The organism is Providencia sp. PROV174 (genome assembly GCF_028480685.1).
GTDB classification, from domain to species: domain Bacteria; phylum Pseudomonadota; class Gammaproteobacteria; order Enterobacterales; family Enterobacteriaceae; genus Providencia; species Providencia rettgeri.
Genome location: NZ_JAMPOT010000011.1, coordinates 15,915 through 35,793, shown reverse-complemented (window position 1 = coordinate 35,793; position 19,879 = coordinate 15,915). Strand labels below are relative to the sequence as shown.

Here is a 19,879-nt window from a genome sequence, read left to right as displayed (position 1 = left end):
TTCCATGGGTCTGAAAAATTTATTTGAAAAGTATGAGCACCATTTTGAGCCCGGTGGAAAGCTAGAAAAATACTATGCGTTATTTGAAGCAGTTTCGACTGTTTTTTATACGCCGGGTACGGTAACAAAAGGGCGTTCTCATGTCAGGGATACCATCGACCTGAAACGTATGATGATATTGGTGTGGCTAGCGGTTTTCCCAGCGATGTTCTGGGGAATGTATAACGTTGGTAACCAAGCCATCCCAGCTTTGCACCAATTATATAGCGGGGCTGAGTTACAGCAAGTTCTCGCGAGTGATTGGCATTATAGCTTAGCGCAGTTTTTAGGTGCATCACTTTCGATGGATGCAGGGTGGGGAAGTAAAATGCTGCTAGGAGCAGTATATTTCCTTCCTATTTATGCTGTCGTTTTCTTAGTCGGTGGTTTCTGGGAAGTCTTATTCGCCATGATCCGCGGCCATGAAATTAACGAAGGCTTCTTTATTACCTCGATTCTATTTGCCTTGATTGTGCCACCAACCATTCCTTTATGGCAGGCTGCATTAGGTATCACTTTCGGGGTTGTTGTTGCGAAAGAAATTTTTGGCGGTACTGGGCGTAACTTCTTAAACCCAGCATTAGCTGGCCGTGCTTTCTTATTCTTTGCTTATCCTGCTCAAATATCAGGTGACTTAGTTTGGACTGCTGCTGATGGCTTCTCTGGTGCGACACCATTATCACAATGGGCAACAGGTGGTGAGCATGCCCTAATGAACACGGTGACTCATGAGCCTATTACTTGGATGCAAGCCTTTTTAGGTAATATGCCAGGTTCAATTGGTGAAGTGTCAACACTGATGTTGTTTATTGGTGGTGCTCTTATCATGTTCTTCCGTATCGCATCATGGCGTATTGTTGCTGGCGTGATGGTTGGCATGATTGCAATGTCCTACCTATTCAATGCTATTGGCTCTGATACGAACCCGTTATTTGCCATGCCATGGTGGTGGCACATGGTACTTGGTGGCTTCGCATTCGGTATGATTTTTATGGCGACAGACCCGGTATCAGCGTCTTTCACAGACAAAGGTAAATGGGCGTACGGCATTCTGATCGGTGTAATGTGTGTTCTTATCAGGGTTGTTAACCCAGCTTATCCAGAAGGGATGATGCTGGCGATCCTATTCGCCAACCTGTTTGCTCCTCTGTTTGACTATCTGGTCGTTCAAGCAAATATTAAGCGGAGAAAAGCTCGTGGCTAATGAAAAACCAATGAATAACGATAGCGTCGGCAGAACATTTCTAGTTGTTTTTATTCTTTGTCTAGTTTGCTCTATTGTCGTCGCAGGGGCTGCAGTTGGTCTAAAACCACAGCAGCAAGAACAGATTCAGTTAGATACTCAACGTAATATTTTAAGTGTTGCTGGCTTGCTGCAACCTAAAATGACCGCTGAGGAAGTTCAAGATGTATATAAGGATCGTATCGAACCTAAACTTTTGAATTTTAAAACTAATGAATTATCTGATAGCACTAGCCGTTATGACTTAAATAGCGAGCTACGTAGCGAAGAAACGAGTATTGCACTCTCTCCTGCGGAAGATATTGCAAAAATTCGCCGTCGTGCCAATAGCGCTGAAATCTATTTGGTTAAAGATGAAGCAGGAAAAGTATCACAAATTATTTTACCTGTTTACGGCTCTGGTTTGTGGTCTGTCATGTATGCCTTTATTGCGGTAGATGTAGATGGTGTCACCTCTCGTGGTATCACTTATTATGCACATGGTGAAACACCAGGGCTGGGCGGTGAGGTTGATAACCCTCAGTGGAAAGCCCAATGGCCAGGTAAAAAACTGTTCAATGAGCAGGGGGTTCCGGCAATTAAAATCGTGCGCGGTGGTGCGACAGATAACCCATTCGGTATCGACGGCCTTTCAGGTGCGACTCTAACATCAAACGGAATCCAGCATATGTTTGATTTCTGGTTAGGGGATAACGGTTTTGGTCCGTTCCTGAAAAAAGTACGTGAAGGAGCGCTGAATAATGGCTGATTCAAAAGAAGTAAAACGCGTCCTACTTGGGCCGTTATTGGATAACAACCCAATTGCTTTACAGGTATTAGGGGTTTGTTCTGCACTGGCAGTGACAACGAAGTTAGAAACAGCACTCGTTATGACGATTGCTGTAACCTTAGTGACGGCATTTTCTAACTTCTTTATTTCACTCATCAGGAATTATATTCCGAGCAGCGTACGTATTATCGTTCAAATGGCAATCATTGCTTCCTTAGTTATTGTGGTTGACCAAATTTTACGTGCATATGCCTATGAAATATCAAAACAACTTTCTGTATTTGTTGGCTTGATTATTACTAACTGTATCGTAATGGGGCGTGCTGAAGCTTATGCAATGAAAGCACCTCCAATTGAAAGCTTCATGGACGGTATTGGTAATGGTCTAGGTTATGGTGTGATCCTTGTCTTAGTCGGCTTTTTACGTGAGTTATTTGGTTCCGGCAAATTGTTTGGTATCACAGTTTTTGAATCACTACAAACCGGTGGTTGGTACATGCCAAATGGCCTGTTCCTCCTCGCGCCAAGTGCATTCTTTATCATCGGTATGCTGATTTGGGGGTTACGTACCCTGAAACCAGCTCAGGTAGAGAAGGACTAATCACATGGAACACTATATTAGCCTGTTTGTTAAAGCCATTTTTATTGAAAATATGGCATTAGCATTTTTCTTGGGAATGTGTACTTTCCTTGCGGTATCGAAGAATGTAAAAACTGCTTTTGGACTGGGTATCGCTGTAACGGTAGTTCTTGGGATTTCTGTCCCAGCCAATAACTTGGTATACAACTTGGTATTACGTGATGGCGCGATTGCTGAAGGTATCGACTTATCCTTCTTGAACTTTATCACGTTTATCGGTGTTATTGCCGCGTTAGTTCAGATCCTTGAAATGATTTTAGATCGCTACTTCCCATCACTGTATAACGCGTTAGGTATCTTTTTGCCATTGATTACCGTTAACTGTGCTATTTTTGGTGGTGTTTCTTTCATGGCGCAACGTGACTATAACTTTAGCGAATCGGTCGTATATGGGTTCGGTTCGGGGATCGGTTGGATGCTCGCAATCGTATTGATGGCAGCTATTCGAGAGAAGATGAAGTACTCAGATATTCCATCGGGTCTAAAAGGGTTAGGTATCACCTTTGTGACAACCGGTTTAATGGCATTGGGCTTTATGTCCTTCTCCGGTGTGCAGCTATAAAGGCGAGAAGAATTCATGGAAATTATTATTTTAGGTGTCGTGATGTTTACCCTGATTGTCTTGGTGCTGACAGGCTTAATCCTGTTTGCAAAATCCAAGCTAGTCAACACAGGGAACATCAAAGTTGAAGTTAATGGCGATCCAGACAAAAGTTTTGAAGCTCCTGCGGGTGACAAGCTATTAGGCATGTTATCAAACCAAGGTATTTTTGTTTCATCAGCGTGTGGTGGTGGTGGCTCTTGTGGTCAGTGCCGTGTAAAAATCAAAGAAGGCGGTGGTGATATTCTGCCTACTGAGCTTTCTCACATTAACAAGCGTGAAGCAAAAGAAGGCTGCCGATTAGCGTGTCAGGTCAACGTTAAGCAAGATTTAAAAATTGAGCTTCCAGAAGAAATATTTGGCGTGAAAAAATGGGAGTGTGAAGTTATTTCTAATGATAACAAAGCCACTTTCATTAAAGAGCTGAAATTGAAAATTCCTGAAGGAGAAGTCGTTCCTTTCCGTGCGGGTGGCTTTATTCAGATTGAATGCCCGGCACATGTTGTCAAATATGAAGATTTTGATGTACCAGAAGAGTACCGTGAAGATTGGGATAAATTTAACCTATTCCGTTATGTGTCTGAGGTTAAAGAGCCAACTGTTCGCGCCTATTCCATGGCAAACTACCCGGAAGAGCATGGTATTATCATGCTAAACGTGCGTATTGCTACACCACCACCTCGTAATCCGGATGTTCCACCAGGAATTATGTCCTCTTATATTTGGTCATTAAAGCCAGGGGATAAAGTGACTATTTCTGGGCCGTTTGGTGAGTTTTTCGCTAAAGAAACGGAAGCTGAAATGGTGTTTATCGGTGGTGGTGCGGGTATGGCACCAATGCGTTCTCATATATTCGACCAACTGCGCCGCTTAGATTCTAAACGTAAGATTAGTTTCTGGTATGGTGCACGTTCTGTCCGTGAGATGTTCTACACCGAAGATTTTGACCAACTCGCTGCAGAACATGAAAACTTTACATGGAATGTAGCACTTTCTGACCCTATGCCTGAAGATAATTGGAATGGTTATACTGGCTTCATCCATAATGTCTTATATGAAAACTACTTGAAAGACCATCCAGCACCGGAAGATTGTGAGTTCTACATGTGTGGTCCTCCAATGATGAATGCTGCCGTGATCAAAATGTTGAAAGACCTCGGTGTTGAAGATGAAAATATCTTATTGGATGACTTCGGTGGTTAAGCAACTTAGCTGATTTTATTAGACTAATCAAAGTCAGTAGACAGTAACACTTTAAAGAGGGAAAATATTTTCCCTCTTTGTGATTTTAGTAAATCTATTAAGCGCTAATTAGTTAACGGTTAATAGGTAGGTTTATGATTATTTTGACTGGAACATTCTCTGCATGGGTGACGATGTAAAGTGTGTTAATAGTCTGGGCGGCCTTAACAAAATGCGCTCATGATTGACGCGGAGAAAATTATGCTAAGTAAAAGAATTTATACCTCGGTACTGCTATTTGTTGCAGCACTGTTTCTTACTGCCTGTGGTGGACCTGAACAACAGAATCTTCAGGGGCAAACAATGGGTACGTATTATTCGGTTAAATATGTCACAGATTCTTCGGAGCCAAAGCCTGAAGCAATTCAAGCCGAAATAGATAAACGTTTGGAAGAAGTTAACGACCAAATGTCAACATATCGCCCAGATTCAGAATTAAGCCGTTTTAATCAGTTTAAAGAAGTCAATACACCGTTCCCTGTTTCTGCTGCAACGGCAACTGTGGTTAAAAAAGCCATTGAAATTAATAAGCTGACTGATGGTTCATTAGATGTAACGGTTGGGCCTTTAGTTAATTTATGGGGGTTTGGTCCTGAAGGAAGAGTCACTAAAGCACCTTCGGATGAAGAATTGGCTAAGCGCAGAGCATGGGTTGGCATCGAAAAACTTGCTGTTCAAGATAATAACTTAATTAAAACGATCCCTGAGCTGTACGTCGATCTTTCTTCAATTGCGAAAGGCTATGGTGTTGACGTTGTTGCAGAATATTTAGAATCATTAGGCATCAATAATTATATGGTTGATATTGGTGGCGAAGTGCGTACGAAAGGAACAAATGGTAAAGAAGTGCCATGGCGTATCGCAATAGAAAAACCCGCATCGGATGGTGTCAGCCAAACAGCACAAGAGATTATTGAACCAGGTGACCGTTCTATCGCTACATCAGGGGACTACCGTAATTACTTCGAGCAAGATGGCGTTCGTTTTTCTCATACGATAGACCCAAAAACAGGAAAACCAATCACACATAATTTAGTCTCTATTACAGTAATTGCAGAAAATTGCATGAGTGCTGATGGCTTATCTACAGGACTAAATGTTTTAGGGCCTGAAGTTGGCTTTGCTTTAGCTGAAAAAATGAATATTCCTGTTTTTATGATTGTTAAGACAGATAAAGGTTTTGAAGAGCGCTATACTAAGGCATTCGAACCATTTTTAACCAAAAAACAGTAGTTGTAGGAGGATAAAAAATGCTGAATATTTTTATTGCAGCCTTTGCACTGTTTTTGCTGGCCTTTTTAGGTATGTCACTTGGATATATTATTAAGCGTAAGAGTATTCAAGGTAGCTGCGGCGGGTTAAGCAGTATTGGTGTTGAAAAGGTGTGTGATTGCCCTGAGCCTTGTGATGCACGTAAAAAACGCATGGCGCGTGAAGAAGCCCGCCAAAAAATACTGGATAAAAACCGTATTATTTGAATAGTAATATTTAATGGTTATATAACTAGTAATGAGCTGGAGATGTCTAAATATAACTATTAGACATCTCCAAATATTATTTTATCTTGTATGAGCAAGAATATAATAAATCTTTACTAAGAATATGTTATAAACAACTTTATGACATCTGTGTTAAAGCCATTGAACAAGAACTCGATGAAGGAAAGGCAACATATAGGCGTTTGGAGTCGCCATTAACACCTATGATTGCTTTCCCATTATCTGAGGTAGCGAAGTTATAAGGAAGAAATGAATCATTACCCCAAGTTTCACCACTTTCTGTTATAAAAGTGACTTGCCAAGATATTTGTTTTTCATAGAAAAAGACAAAACTATAGGCATCTTTTAAAACTTGTTTATCTTTTATATTATTAAAAACTTTATAGGTGTTCGTGAAATTAGATGTATTAATGACTAACTTAAATTCTTTGATATTTTCATTCCAATAATTTTCAACAGTTACTAAGCCTAATGGAGCTAGCATACTAATCTCTTAATATAAATTTACTCTGTTTTTATCTATTATATGGCCTAAATTAGCTGCATTCTCTTGGTGCATGAATCGGAGACTGGGTAATTAACATGCATGCTTTTTGTATTGCCATCAAATCTAATCGTAACCTTTCCATTATCACTGCTGTTAATTTGGCAAGGTAAAAAGTCACCACTACTCCACAGTTCATTATTTTTCGTTGTAACTTTAGCTTTCCAAGCACTTTTACCTGTTGTTGAGTAAGGGAATGAATTGGCAGTAGAGCTAGATGTGGAGTCTCCTAGATTATAAAATATAAACACACTATCATAGGGGGTATCACTATTATGATAATGTATTTCAATTTTTTTTAATGTTTCATTCCAATAATTTTCGACAATCATTGTTCCAAGGTTTGACATGTAACCTCCTTTAATATCAAATACGTGTAATGGTTTTAAATGTGTAATTGATGGTTGTTTTTAATAGCAAAATACAAAACCAAACTATAATTAAATTATTTTGTTCTTATGTTAAGGTGTTACTTTAATAATATTTTAGGTTAGTTAATTATTATGGGGTTTATACTAATCTCTTATCTGGAAATTAAGATGTGTTCCAATTTATTATCCAAAATTTAAAATATCATATGGTTGAATTCTGTTATTATAGCCTATGTTTTTTGTTGCTTAGTTTTTCTTACTTAATTCCATTTTTTTAGAGCACGAGCTAGAAGATGGATAATAAACTGTCATATTTTCAAAATTTCCATCAAAACTAATTGTAACAGTATTATTATCATCAGGATTAATTTGGCATAGTAAAAAATCACCGCTGCTCCAAACAGTACCTGATTCAGTGCTAATTCTAGCTTTCCATGAGCTTTCACCTCTGGTTGATAAAGGAAATACACCCGAATCTACGGTAGTAGACGACTGTCTACTTTCCAAATCAAAAAATACAAAGGCATTATTATTTGGAAGGTCACTATTATGGTAAAATATTTCAACTTTCTCTAATCTTTCATTCCAATAATTTTCTACAGTTATAGTTAAGTTGTTTGACATATAAAATCCTTTATTTTAGTTTATTTTTAAATGTTTTTTGTGGCGGATTAAATATATCAATTTTTCTATAGAGGTAAATTAAGAACAATTATTATTAATTGATGAAAAGGAATGAATGTTTTTAGGATGTGATTTAATTCCTAAGCTATTATTAAAGTAATAATAGCTTAGGTGATGTTATTTGATTATTTTTTAAATGCTTTTGGGGAATCAACCATTACAGCATCTACGCCAATTTCTTTTGCAAGTTGGTAGTCACTGTCAGTATTAACGCCAAAGACAATGATATAAGCATTGCCATTTTTTCTAAAACAGTCGATGGCTTCTTTATCCCATGAAAGGGTTGCAGGTGAACGTGCTTCTCCTAATGTATATTTTTCGACTACTTCAACTTTACGATGTAATTCAAAGCCATACCAACGAGTTGTTGTTTTGTCATTTGCTATTGAACATTGATGGTTCATCACAACATTTGCCAACAGGGTGCGAGTCTCATCACGACTTTCAAATAGTGGGATCTTTGGAGAAAGGGATTTGAGTGCTTTTAAAAATTCATCATTAGTGGAATAAAAACGTACTTGATTAAATGCATTGGTTTTATCTAAGAGGGCTAAAATCGCCTTTGCTTGAATATCAGGGCTGGCGTCAGGGGATTTTAAATCTATGTAGAAAGTTGTGTCTGGGTATTTTTGTAGAATACTTTCTAGTGTAGCGATAGTTGTTTTTTGTAATGGGAATTGCTGATTATGTTTTTGACTAAACTTATAAGCAGCATTGACATGATTGAGTTGTTCTACAGTATAAGCAGATACGTTACCTTTTTTGTCCGTCAATGAATCTAGATCACTCGGACGATATAGGACTAATTGATTATCTTTACTAAGTTGAACAGTAAGCCAAATAGCATCAGCATTATTTTGCTTGGCTAAATCAATGGCATAAATTGTGTTTTCTGGTGCATCCGCTGTTCCTGCACGGTGAGCTACAATTTTAGGTGATAGTGCTAAATTAGGTGATAGTGCGAAAACTGTTTGGCTAGCAAGCAGCATTATGAGAGGAGCCATAAATTTAACATATTTTGATGTTGATATAATTGCCATAGAGATGATCCATAAATAGTTTTTCAAGGTATTGTTGTTGGTAAAACAACTCTTTTTATTACTTTTTTGTTTAAAAGTAAGTATTAACGCTTATTTTTAAGACAAACTTTAAATCGAATCTTGAGTTGGATAGCTTGGCAGATGATTATTGCAATAATATGAATTGCCTAATTATCATGAGGTTAGATTTTCTATTCATCAATTTTATGGAGATGTGACAATAATTGCATGGCTAATAAAAATACTGTATATTTAATCAGGTGTTTGATTGGCAGAGCTAACCTGTGCGTAAAATTATTCATATTGATATGGACTGCTTTTATGCAGCGATCGAAATGCGTGACGACCCAAGCCTTCGTAATGTCCCCATTGCGGTGGGGGGAAGCGCAGATCGCCGAGGAGTTATTAGTACTGCAAATTATGAAGCCCGTCGCTACGGTGTTCACAGTGCGATGTCTACTGCGATTGCACTTAGGCTTTGCCCTCACTTGAAAGTGGTTCCTGGGCATATGGCACTTTACAAAGAAACCTCCCTGTATATTCGAAAAATATTTGCACGCTATACTGACCTCATAGAACCACTTTCTCTTGATGAAGCTTATTTGGATGTCACTGATTGTACGCAATTACATGGCTCTGCAACGCTAATTGCTGAGGCCATTCGCCAGCAAATCTTTGATGAACTGCAATTAACCGCTTCAGCGGGGATAGCGCCAATAAAATTTTTGGCGAAAATAGCTTCAGACATGAATAAACCTAATGGCCAATTCGTGATCACGCCGCAAAATATTGATCAATTTATTCTTAGCTTGCCTCTTAAAAAAATTCCTGGCGTGGGTAAGGTTACCGCTCAGAAATTAGCGGATATGGGGTTACTCACTTGTGCTGATGTCCAAAAATATGATGTTGTTACATTGGTTAAAAGCATGGGTAAATTTGGGCAGGTACTTTGGGATCGATGCCATGGTATCGATGAGCGTGCTATTAACCCTGATAGGCTCAGAAAGTCGGTAGGGGTTGAACGCACCCTTGCAGAAGATATATATCAATGGAGCGATTGTTTGCAACTGCTTGATAGACTCTATGACGAGCTACAATTGCGTTTAGCGAAGGTAAAACCCGATCTGCGTATTGCTCGTCAAGGTGTAAAATTTAAATTTGCAGACTTTCAGCAAACAACACAAGAACACGTATACCCAATTCTTAATAAACAAGATTTAGTTCAGATAGCGAAACAAGTTTGGGATCATCGCCGCTTAGGGCGTGGTGTTCGGTTAGTTGGTTTGCATGTGATGCTGCAAAGCCCGCAGCTTGAAAGGCAATTATTGCTTGAATTATAAAAAACACTCATCGCATGATGGGTGTTTGAGGTTGTTAACAAAGCGGGATAAAAGCGTGGTTTTTCCCGCTTTGTGTTATCAGACGAAAATCAATAATTTGATTTTCCTCATTTATTTTCAAAACCTATTAGACTTGCCGCCAAACATAATATGTTTGTCAGCAGTGTGACCCCCCATCGTATGATGGGGGGTCACAACAATGAATTGTTTATTCTTTGACTGGAATTACTTTTAAAACCGCAGTTAGTAATTTCCAATACTCTCCAACGCTTGCAATGTGTACACGTTCATCAGGGGAGTGTGCACCGCGAATAGTTGGCCCAATTGAAACCATATCCATGTCTGGGTAAGGTTTTTTGAATAGACCACACTCAAGGCCTGCGTGGATCACCATGACATTCGGGATTTTACCGAACAGCTTGTTGTAGGTATCGCTGACTAAATGCATCACAGGTGAGTCTGCATCTGGTTGCCAACCTGGGTAGCTACCTTCTGCACGGTATTGGGCGTGTGCTAATTTACTGATAGATGTCAGCATGTTAACAACGTAGTTTTTACCGCTATCGATAAGTGAACGAACAAGGAAGATAATTTCTGCTTTATCTTCTGTCAGGCGAACAACACCTTCGTTAAGTGACGTTTCAACCACACCAATGGCAACATCACTCATGCGGATCACACCGTTTGGTGCTGCATTTAAGAAGAAAACAAAACGTTTTTGGCAATCGTCAGAAAGAGCTTTCAGCTCACTCTGGGTTTCGTCTAGTAGCAGAACAAGGTTGGGTTCGACGACAGCTAATTCATTTTTCAGAATATCTTCATAACGTGCTCTTAGCGCAGTTAACTCAGCAACTTTGTCTGCTGGAACAGCAATAATGGCATAGGCTTCACGTGGAATCGCATTACGAACAGTACCGCCTCTGAAATCTAATAGTTTTAGGTTTAAATCTTCTGCGTGCCCAGCTAGAAAACGTGCTAACAGTTTATTGGCATTACCTAAGCCTAAATGTACATCACCACCTGAGTGCCCACCTTTTAGGCCTTTTAAGGTCATTGTGAAGGTTTTATAGCCTTGTGGTAATACTTCACGCGTCAGGTCAAACGTAGTGGTAAAGTCAACTCCACCAGCACAGCCCATGTAAATTTCACCTTCTTCTTCTGAGTCGGTGTTAATCAGAATATCGGCTTGTAACCAGCCTGCTTTCAAGCCAAACGCACCTTCCATGCCAGCTTCTTCGGTCATGGTCAGAAGAACTTCCATTGGCCCATGCTCAACACTATCATCAGCAAGAACAGCCAACGCAGAAGCTAAACCAATGCCGTTATCAGCACCTAAAGTGGTTCCTTCAGCGGTGACCCATTCACCATTAACATATGGACGAATTGGATCTGTTTTAAAGTCATGTACCGTGTCGTTATTTTTCTGTGGCACCATGTCTAAGTGAGCTTGTAAAACAACGCCTTTGCGATTTTCATAACCAGGCGTTGCAGGTTTACGGATCAGAATATTGCCCACGTCATCGCGCTCAACGTGAAAGCCTTTTTGTTTTGACCAATCAACAATATGTGCGGCTAAGGCTTCTTCGTGGTATGAAGGGTGCGGGATAGAACAGATTTTCGCGAAGATGTCCCATAGTGGTTGGGGGGATAATATAGCAAGTTCAGACACGTTTTTCTCCTTTTCCCGTCATATTTTGAGTTGTAGCGTTGTTGGCTTCACTCGTAAACCCTAGTCACATACTTATGTATGCTCCTCGGGATTTTCTCATTTGCCGTCTAGCCACAACCCAAATTATTTAGGGAAAATATTTAATTTCCTTGGGGTATGGCATCACTAGTTTTATTGACCGAGCAACTCAAATTACCTCAGAGATTTTTAGTTGAGTTATGTTAGTTACTAGCTTGATATGCAAAATTAAATGATGCATTGCTGATAAACTCAGGATAACACTTTCTTTTGAGCAATGGACAGTGTAAATGATAATAATTAATGTCGAATGGTGCTTTTTACTGGTTTTTAACCGGCCAAATCACTATAATCTCGCGCAACCTTTTTTCCGCAAGACACATTTCAGATTTACTCAGCAGTCGGGACCCGAATTTTATGAGCGAAAAATATGTCGTAACGTGGGATATGTTGCAAATACATGCCCGTAAACTCGCACAACGTTTATTACCAGTAGAACAATGGACCGGTATTATCGCGGTTAGCCGTGGTGGCCTTGTTCCTGGTGCACTTCTAGCACGCGAACTTGGTATTCGTAACGTTGACACTGTTTGTATTTCTAGCTATGACCATAACAACCAGCGCGAATTAACCGTGATTAAACGTGCTGAAGGTGATGGTGAAGGCTATATTGTCATTGATGATTTGGTGGATACAGGCGGCACAGCTCAAGCTATCCGTAACATGTACCCTAAAGCCCACTTTGTTACTATTTTTGCAAAACCTGCAGGGCGTCCATTAGTGGATGACTACGTAGTTGATATCCCACAAGACACATGGATCGAACAGCCATGGGATATGGGTGTCGTTTTTGTTAAACCATTGTGTGAACAAGATAAATAAATCTGTGTTTTACGCGAGTTTTAGGTAAAAACATTGTAATTATAAAGTGTTATAGAATTTATTGATTGCAAAAACACATTAATACCTAAAATTTTTAAACTAAACACGATATAATTTGGGGAGTGCATTTTTGCATTCCCTTTATTTTTGGCCAAATTCAACTCTGATAGACAAGGAAATAGGGATGACTCAGCAAAACCTTTCAGAAAAACTTTTCAAACCTAAAGTCAGACAAGTTGAAACGTCAACATTAGTCTCTTATTCATCTCAAACAATTTCTCAAATTAAAGAACATAGCGTGTTAAGTGGATCTCACCATGCGGGGTGGTACCGTATGATTAACCGCTTAATGTGGATTTGGCGAGGAATAGACGCCTTAGAAATTGAAGAGGTGCTAAGTCGTATTGCTATCTCAGATGCTGAGCGTAGTAATGATAATTTATTGGATACGGTCATTGGCAATCGTCGTGGAAATTGGTGTTTTGAATGGTCTCAGCAAGCCATGCATTGGCAGCAAAAAGCATTAGAACTTGAAAAAGGTACAGACGCAGGGGACGCTTGGTTGCGTTCAGCTAACTTATACAGTATTGCTGCTTATCCTTTTATTAAAGGTGACGAGTTGGCTGATCAAGCTATTTTGCTGGCTTGTAAAGCGTATGATAGCGCAGCAAAGTTTTCTCAATATCGTTTAAAGAAAATTCCATTTAAAGTTGATGGTGGAAAAGAAGTCTGTGGCTTTTTGCATATTCCTTCACACGGTCAAGGGCCTTACCCGACAGTGATGATTTGCGGTATGTTAGATAGCTTACAAATTGATTTTTGCCGCTATTTCCGTGACTACCTCGAACCTCTCGGCATTGCGATGCTAACACTGGATATGCCGTCTATTGGTTATTCGGTAAAACAAAAGCTTACACAGGAAACAAGCACCCTACATGAGCAAATTGTTCGCCAGCTTGGGGATATCGCTTGGATTGACCACACACGTTTTGGCATCGTGGGTATGCGTTTTGGCGCAAATATAGCGTTAAGATTAGCTTATATGTGTCCAGACAAGATTAAAGCAGTCGCTGTCATAGGGCCAATTGTGCACAGTTTATTGCATGAAGAGAAATATCAGCAGGATATTCCTCGGATGGTTTTGGATGTGTTCGCCAGTCGTTTGGGTATTTATCAAGTTGATGGTTCTGCTTTACGCCATGAATTAAGTTGTTATTCACTTAAAAATCAAGGGCTTTTAGGGCGACGCAGTAAAGTCCCAATGTTATCGGTTAGCCTTAAAGATGATATTTATAGCCCTAAAGCCGAATCTGATTTAATTCGACGCTCTTCGATGGATGCCGATACGATAATGCTACCAAGCCAGCCTGTTTTTGCTAATTTTGAAAAGGCGTTAAGTGAAACCACTAATTGGTTAAAAGCAAAAATACTTTAATTTTATTTAATAACTTGCTTATTTTTACCCATTTGTTAAAAAGGGATCTTCCCAAGAAGGAGATCCTTAACATGGCTTTACCGACTGATTACTCAAATGGAAAGTATTTAAAGAAGTTTGCTTCGATAGGACCTTATTTACGTGAAAAACAATGTTTAAATGGCTGTTATATATTTGATAGCCTCGTTGTTTGCGTGAATGCAAATATTGCCCCAGAAAAACGTGAATTTTGGGGATGGTGGCTAAAATTGGTAGCAACTGATAAGGGCTTTGAATTTACTTATCATTTTGGCCTATACAACAGCCATGGTAGTTGGCAAGTCAAAACACTAAAAGACGCGGCAACCATTGAAGCGACCGAGCAAAATTTAGTGTCATTTCACCAAGCCCTTGCAAAACAATTATCTGAACTTGAGTTAAGCCTCTTTCCCTCCCCGCTAATGGCAGAATTAAAACTGGAATTAAGCGCATAAATTTGTTTTAAACCAACTTTTGTTGAATTTTGCGTTATGCTTGTTGGCATAACGCGCTTCTCCTGATAAAAATAATACCTACTTTTTGGTTTATTAATCCTAATGGCAGAAAAATGATGAAAAATAGCCAGACGCTGGTAGTTAAATTAGGGACCAGTGTATTAACAGGGGGCTCGCGCCGTTTAAATCAAGCTCATATTGTTGAGCTGGTTAGGCAATGCGCGCAGCAATATGAAAAAGGGCATCGCATTATTATTGTGACTTCTGGGGCAATTGCCGCGGGTCGCGAACATTTAAATTACCCCGAACTGCCGGCTACCATAGCATCTAAACAGTTGCTTGCGGCGGTCGGTCAAAGTCGTTTAATTCAGTTATGGGAACGGTTATTCTCCATTTATGGCATTCATATTGGGCAAATGTTACTGACACGAGCCGATTTAGAAGACAGAGAACGCTTCTTAAATGCACGAGATACCTTACAAGCTCTGTTAGATAACGGAATCATTCCAGTTATTAATGAAAATGATGCCGTTGCTACCGCGGAAATAAAAGTCGGTGATAATGATAATTTATCTGCTTTGGCTGCGATTCTTGGCGATGCCGACAAACTGCTATTACTCACGGATATCGAAGGCTTATATGATGCCGACCCACGCAGTAATCCAAATGCAAAATTGATCCCCGAAGTGTATGGTATCAATGATGAACTTCGTGAAATGGCGGGGGGAAGCGTCAGTGGGTTAGGAACTGGCGGAATGGCAACTAAACTACAAGCAGCAGATGTCGCGGGCCGCGCAGGGATTGATGTTATCATTGCTGCAGGCAATAAACCGGATGTTATTAATGCGGTTATAGAAGATCTCCCTGTTGGTACCCGTTTTTATGGGCAAGAAAATCCAATGGAAAATCGTAAACGTTGGATTTTCGGTGCTCCAGCCGCTGGGGATGTTTACATTGATGATGGTGCACAACTGGCGATTATGGAAAAAGGCAGTTCATTGTTACCAAAAGGAATTAAAAAGATTGAAGGCGACTTCTCTCGAGGTGCAGTGATCCGTATTCGTAATATGGCAGGAAAAGACCTAGCTCATGGGGTCAGCCATTATAACAGTGATGCACTTCGAATGATTGCTGGGCACCATTCACAAGAAATCAGCAAAATACTTGGCTATGAACACGGTTCTGTGGCTGTTCATCGTGATGATATGATAGTGAGTTAATTATGTTAGAGACAATGGGTAAGGCAGCAAGAGTTGCTTCATGGCAATTAGCTCAGTTAAATACCAAACAAAAAAATGCCGCACTATTACAAATTGCAGATCTACTAGAACAAGATAATGCAGTTATACTTGCAGCGAATCAAAAAGACATGGCGCAGGCAAAAGCAAGCGGTATGAGTGAGGCGTTACAAGACCGCTTATTATTGACGCCAGAGCGTTTAAAAAGTATTGCTGATGATGTCAGAAAAGTATGTCAATTAGCTGATCCTGTTGGGCAAATCATTGATGGAAGCCAATTGGATAGCGGTTTAAATTTACAACGTCGCCGTGTTCCATTAGGGGTTGTTGGCGTTATCTATGAAGCACGCCCTAATGTCACCGTTGATGTGGCTTCGCTATGTTTAAAAACAGGTAATGCGGTCATTTTACGTGGTGGGAAAGAGACGCATCATACTAACCTTGCGGTGGTGGAAGTTATTCAAAAAGCATTGGAAATTAGTGGCTTGCCAGCAGGTTCAGTACAAGCTATTAATAATCCGGACCGTGAATTAGTTGCGCAATTACTCAAATTAGATCGTTACGTCGATATGCTAATCCCTCGCGGCGGTGCGGGGTTACATAAATTATGTCGTGAGCAATCCACGATCCCGGTAATTACTGGGGGAATTGGCGTTTGCCATACGTTTGTTGATAAATCGGTGGATTTTAATAAAGCCATTAACGTAATTATTAATGCGAAAGTTCAGCGCCCAAGTGCCTGTAATTCACTTGAAACATTATTAGTTCATAAAGAAATTGCGAGTGAATTCCTACCGTTTTTAAGTGAAAAAATGGCGCAGCAACAAGTCACACTGCATGCGAGTGAAAAAGCACTTCCATTACTAAAACAAGGCCCAGCGAAAGTTGTTGATGTTAAACCTGAAAACCTTGTCGATGAGTGGCTATCACTGGATCTTAACGTAGAAATTGTTGATGACATTGACGCAGCTATTGACCATATTCGCCAGTATGGTACTGCGCATTCTGATGCTATCTTGACAGAATCTATTCATCAAGCTGACTATTTTGTTCAATGTGTAGATTCAGCAGCGGTATATGTTAATGCAAGCACTCGCTTTACTGATGGTGGGCAGTTTGGTTTAGGTGCAGAGGTCGCAGTGAGTACGCAGAAATTACATTCACGTGGCCCTATGGGGTTAGATGCACTAACAACGTATAAATGGATCGGATATGGCGACTTTTTGAGTCGTCCGTAATGAGTAAAAATGATGAGATAGCCACACTTGTGTGGCTTTCTTTTTTTATTTGTCAAATTAGGCAATTTATCATAAGCAAATTTGTAATCAGTATTGCTTAGTATTCATGATGATGGGATGAAATTTAATGTTTTACATTATCGGTCCAAGAGGTTCGGGTAAAACCACAATTGGTAAAAAATTTGCAGAATCTAAAGGCTATCAATTTGTTGATACAGATAAATTGGTTTTAGAAAAAGCGGGAAAAAGCATCGCTGAAATTGTTGAACAGCACGGTTGGGATTACTTTCGTCAGCTAGAAACTGACGTCCTTAAGTCGATTAAGCAAAATAATATAATTGTTTCTACTGGCGGAGGCTTGGTTCTCGCAGAAGAAAATCAGCAAATTATGCGTAATAACGGCACTGTTATTTATTTAAATACCCATCCTGAAGTTTTAGCAAAACGCCTTGCAGCAGAGCCACAAGCGGATCAACGACCAAGTTTGACCGGGAAATCTTTAATTGAAGAAATTGAAGAAGTGATGCAACAAAGGGAACCTATCTACCGTGCGACAGCTCACCATATTATTGATGCTGCACAGCCTGTCGACGATATCATCGCACAACTTAATGATTTAACTTAAACCCATGAGTGATAAGCCAGCGGTGTTTTCGGAATATACTAATTAGAGTAAAGGGAGTAGCTCAGTAAGATAGAAGTTACTAAAGGTATAGTCATATCACACTAATATATAAAAATATAATCATAGTATAGGGACTCATTATGTTGGCAAAGATAGTCAAAACAGTACTTAAATTTTTGTTTCGCGTGCAAGTTATCGGCGATGCGAAAGAGTTTAATCAAGATAAATGCTTGATTACACCTAATCATGTTTCTTTCCTTGATGGTGTATTAATCGCGCTTTTCTTACCTGTTAAACCTGTATTTGCTGTTTATTCAACATTTGCCACACCGAAAATGGTGAAGCGCCTTAAGCCCTATGCGGATATTGTCCCTCTTGATCCTGCCAACCCTCTAGGTATTCGTCATCTAGTTAAAGAGGTAGAAAAAGGGCGCCCGATAGTTATTTTTCCAGAAGGCCGAATTTCGGTTCATGGCTCTTTAATGAAAATATACGAAGGAGCGGCTTTTGTGGCCGCAAAGTCCGGAGCAAAAGTTGTTCCTATTCGTATAGAAGGGGCTCAATATAGCCATTTTGGGCGTTTGAAAGGCATTTTTCCATTAAAATGGTTTCCGAAGATCACATTGCATATCTTGCCAGCACAAGCTATACCAATGCCAGAAGCACCTAAGGCTGTAGAGCGTCGAGCTCTGGCTGGTGAACACCTGTACCAAATCATGAAATCTGCTCGAATGTCTTGTTTACCACAAGTCACATTAGTTGAAGAATTTATTCAAAGTGTTCAGTTTTTTGGCCGTCGTACGCCTTGTATTGAGGACATCGCATTTAAAGAAGACTCGTATCAATCCCTATTGAAAAAAACTTTAGGGGTTGGTCGTATTATTGAACGCTATACACATGAAAATGAAAGAGTTGGCCTATTATTGCCAAATGCGACAGTCACCGCAGCTGCAATTTTTGGCGCTTTAATGAGAGGCCGAGTGCCTGCTATGCTCAATTACACCGCAGGTAGTCACGGTATTAGCAACGCGTTAAAAGCCTCTGCGGCGAAAGTCGTCTTTACTTCGCGCCAATTTTTGGAAAAAGGCAACTTAACTCATATTCCAGAACAAGTACCAGAAGCAAGCTGGATTTACCTTGAAGATTTAAAAGATACGGTAACATGGCAAGATAAATTATGGATTATTAAACACTTATTCAACCCTAAAAAAGCCATTCTTCCTCGTAAACCGTCTGATGAAGCCGTTGTTTTATTCACATCTGGTTCTGAAGGTACACCAAAAGGTGTTGTTCACAGCCATGCTAGCTTGATGGCAAACGTAGAACAAATAAAAACGATCGCTGATTTCACCCCACGTGACCGTTTTATGTCGTCACTGCCGTTATTTCACGCATTTGGTTTGACGGTTGGTTTATTTATCCCTCTATTTTCAGGAAGCCGAGTTTTCCTTTATCCAAGCCCATTGCATTACCGAGTCATTCCTGAATTAGTCTATGACAAAAACTGCACCGTATTATTCGGAACATCAACCTTTTTAGGCAACTACGCACGGTTTGCTCATCAGTATGATTTCGCACGTTTACGTTATGTGGTTGCCGGTGCAGAAAAATTATCGGATAAAACGAAAAAAATCTGGTTTGATAAATTTGGCATCCGAATTCTTGAAGGTTATGGGGTCACTGAATGTGCACCAATTGTATCAATCAATGTCCCTATGGCCGCGAAAGAAGGCTCTGTTGGGCAAATTTTACCTGAAATGGAAGCGCGAATTATTCCAATTTCTGGAATTGAACAGGGTGGTAAATTACAGCTTAAAGGCCCAAATATTATGAAAGGGTATTTGCGCGTTGAAGCCCCAGGCGTCCTTGAAACACCACAAGCTGAAAATGCACAAGGTGAAATAGAGGAAGGTTGGTACGACACTGGTGATATCGTTGAATTAGACCATAAAAATTTCTGTACAATAAAAGGCCGTGTTAAACGTTTTGCTAAACTTGCAGGCGAAATGGTTTCCCTCGAAAGTATCGAGCAAATGGTGGCATCTCTTTCCCCCAATGCAAATCACGGTGTGGTTACAAAGCCAGATAGCAGTAAAGGTGAAGCGCTTGTTTTGTTCACAACAGATAAAGAATTAGACCGTAGCGCATTATCCCGTGCAGCCAAAAGCAAAGGGTTAACCGAGTTAGCGGTTCCACGCGATATTCGTTTTGTTAAAGAGTTGCCAGTGCTAGGTAGTGGTAAAACGGATTTTGTCACATTAAAGCAAATGGCATTAAAGGATGAATAAT

At 39.9% G+C, this 19,879-nt stretch carries 20 protein-coding genes; 15 read left to right on the top strand and 5 right to left on the bottom strand.

Annotation, left to right across the window (positions count from 1 at the left end; translation table 11 throughout):
- Positions 1-4 precede the first annotated feature (4 nt).
- The 7 genes from PSE60_RS11085 (at position 5) to nqrM (ending at position 6,012) form a co-directional block, all read left to right on the top strand.
- Complete coding sequence (locus PSE60_RS11085) at positions 5-1,243, top strand: NADH:ubiquinone reductase (Na(+)-transporting) subunit B (RefSeq protein ID WP_004914105.1); 1,239 nt, start codon at positions 5-7, stop codon at positions 1,241-1,243.
- On the top strand, positions 1,236-2,030 hold the full coding sequence (locus PSE60_RS11080; RefSeq protein WP_004914104.1) for a Na(+)-translocating NADH-quinone reductase subunit C: 795 nt from the start codon (positions 1,236-1,238) through the stop codon (positions 2,028-2,030). Before PSE60_RS11085 ends, PSE60_RS11080 begins: the two co-directional genes overlap by 8 nt.
- Positions 2,023-2,652: an NADH:ubiquinone reductase (Na(+)-transporting) subunit D gene (locus PSE60_RS11075; RefSeq protein WP_004914102.1), complete on the top strand. Its 630-nt coding sequence runs from the start codon at positions 2,023-2,025 to the stop codon at positions 2,650-2,652. The genes PSE60_RS11080 and PSE60_RS11075 overlap by 8 nt, the downstream gene beginning before the upstream one ends.
- A gap of 4 nt (positions 2,653-2,656) precedes the next feature.
- Entirely contained in the window at positions 2,657-3,253 is a 597-nt protein-coding gene (gene nqrE / locus PSE60_RS11070) for an NADH:ubiquinone reductase (Na(+)-transporting) subunit E (RefSeq protein WP_004914100.1), read from the top strand.
- Positions 3,254-3,268: 15 nt separating this feature from the next.
- Positions 3,269-4,495: an NADH:ubiquinone reductase (Na(+)-transporting) subunit F gene (gene nqrF / locus PSE60_RS11065; RefSeq protein ID WP_004914098.1), complete on the top strand. Its 1,227-nt coding sequence runs from the start codon at positions 3,269-3,271 to the stop codon at positions 4,493-4,495.
- 240 nt (positions 4,496-4,735) lie between these two features.
- A complete protein-coding gene (locus PSE60_RS11060) occupies positions 4,736-5,767 on the top strand; it encodes an FAD:protein FMN transferase (RefSeq protein WP_042851653.1) in 1,032 nt (343 codons plus the stop codon).
- 17 nt (positions 5,768-5,784) lie between these two features.
- Positions 5,785-6,012: a (Na+)-NQR maturation NqrM gene (gene nqrM, locus PSE60_RS11055; protein ID WP_198641892.1), complete on the top strand. Its 228-nt coding sequence runs from the start codon at positions 5,785-5,787 to the stop codon at positions 6,010-6,012.
- Between the two features lie 139 nt (positions 6,013-6,151).
- On the opposite strand, the gene PSE60_RS11050 is transcribed toward nqrM, so the two are convergent.
- From PSE60_RS11050 to PSE60_RS11035, 4 genes are all read right to left on the bottom strand, one after another.
- The gene (locus tag PSE60_RS11050) at positions 6,152-6,517 is read right to left on the bottom strand and encodes a hypothetical protein (RefSeq protein WP_272665445.1); all 366 of its coding nucleotides are present in this window, start codon (positions 6,515-6,517) and stop codon (positions 6,152-6,154) included.
- Between the two features lie 47 nt (positions 6,518-6,564).
- A complete protein-coding gene (locus PSE60_RS11045) occupies positions 6,565-6,927 on the bottom strand; it encodes a hypothetical protein (RefSeq protein ID WP_272665444.1) in 363 nt (120 codons plus the stop codon).
- Between the two features lie 267 nt (positions 6,928-7,194).
- Entirely contained in the window at positions 7,195-7,572 is a 378-nt protein-coding gene (locus PSE60_RS11040) for a hypothetical protein (protein WP_272665443.1), read from the bottom strand.
- A gap of 185 nt (positions 7,573-7,757) precedes the next feature.
- Positions 7,758-8,672, bottom strand: coding sequence for a glycerophosphodiester phosphodiesterase family protein (locus PSE60_RS11035; protein WP_272665442.1), 915 nt, complete (start codon positions 8,670-8,672; stop codon positions 7,758-7,760).
- A 284-nt stretch (positions 8,673-8,956) separates the two neighbouring features.
- Between PSE60_RS11035 and dinB the strand changes: the two genes are divergently transcribed.
- Complete coding sequence (gene dinB, locus PSE60_RS11030) at positions 8,957-10,012, top strand: DNA polymerase IV (RefSeq protein ID WP_272665441.1); 1,056 nt, start codon at positions 8,957-8,959, stop codon at positions 10,010-10,012.
- Between the two features lie 208 nt (positions 10,013-10,220).
- Here the strand turns inward: dinB and pepD are convergent, their stop codons facing one another.
- Positions 10,221-11,681 (bottom strand): beta-Ala-His dipeptidase, encoded by a 1,461-nt coding sequence (pepD, locus tag PSE60_RS11025; RefSeq protein WP_272665440.1) that lies wholly within the window; start codon positions 11,679-11,681, stop codon positions 10,221-10,223.
- A 435-nt stretch (positions 11,682-12,116) separates the two neighbouring features.
- On the opposite strand from pepD, the gene gpt reads away from it, so the two are divergent.
- The 7 genes from gpt to aas all read left to right on the top strand — a co-directional run bounded on the left by gpt (position 12,117) and on the right by aas (position 19,878).
- The gene (gene gpt / locus PSE60_RS11020) at positions 12,117-12,581 is read left to right on the top strand and encodes a xanthine phosphoribosyltransferase (protein WP_036958965.1); all 465 of its coding nucleotides are present in this window, start codon (positions 12,117-12,119) and stop codon (positions 12,579-12,581) included.
- A gap of 184 nt (positions 12,582-12,765) precedes the next feature.
- On the top strand, positions 12,766-14,016 hold the full coding sequence (gene frsA / locus PSE60_RS11015) for an esterase FrsA (protein WP_210837498.1): 1,251 nt from the start codon (positions 12,766-12,768) through the stop codon (positions 14,014-14,016).
- A 71-nt stretch (positions 14,017-14,087) separates the two neighbouring features.
- The gene (crl, locus tag PSE60_RS11010; protein WP_272665439.1) at positions 14,088-14,489 is read left to right on the top strand and encodes a sigma factor-binding protein Crl; all 402 of its coding nucleotides are present in this window, start codon (positions 14,088-14,090) and stop codon (positions 14,487-14,489) included.
- Between the two features lie 116 nt (positions 14,490-14,605).
- Positions 14,606-15,709, top strand: a complete 1,104-nt coding sequence (gene proB, locus PSE60_RS11005; protein WP_272665590.1) for a glutamate 5-kinase — start codon at positions 14,606-14,608, stop codon at positions 15,707-15,709.
- Between the two features lie 2 nt (positions 15,710-15,711).
- On the top strand, positions 15,712-16,965 hold the full coding sequence (proA, locus tag PSE60_RS11000; protein ID WP_272665438.1) for a glutamate-5-semialdehyde dehydrogenase: 1,254 nt from the start codon (positions 15,712-15,714) through the stop codon (positions 16,963-16,965).
- A gap of 127 nt (positions 16,966-17,092) precedes the next feature.
- Positions 17,093-17,590 (top strand): shikimate kinase AroL, encoded by a 498-nt coding sequence (gene aroL / locus PSE60_RS10995; RefSeq protein WP_196719821.1) that lies wholly within the window; start codon positions 17,093-17,095, stop codon positions 17,588-17,590.
- A 140-nt stretch (positions 17,591-17,730) separates the two neighbouring features.
- Positions 17,731-19,878, top strand: a complete 2,148-nt coding sequence (aas, locus tag PSE60_RS10990) for a bifunctional acyl-ACP--phospholipid O-acyltransferase/long-chain-fatty-acid--ACP ligase (RefSeq protein WP_272665437.1) — start codon at positions 17,731-17,733, stop codon at positions 19,876-19,878.
- Position 19,879: the final 1 nt, after the last annotated feature.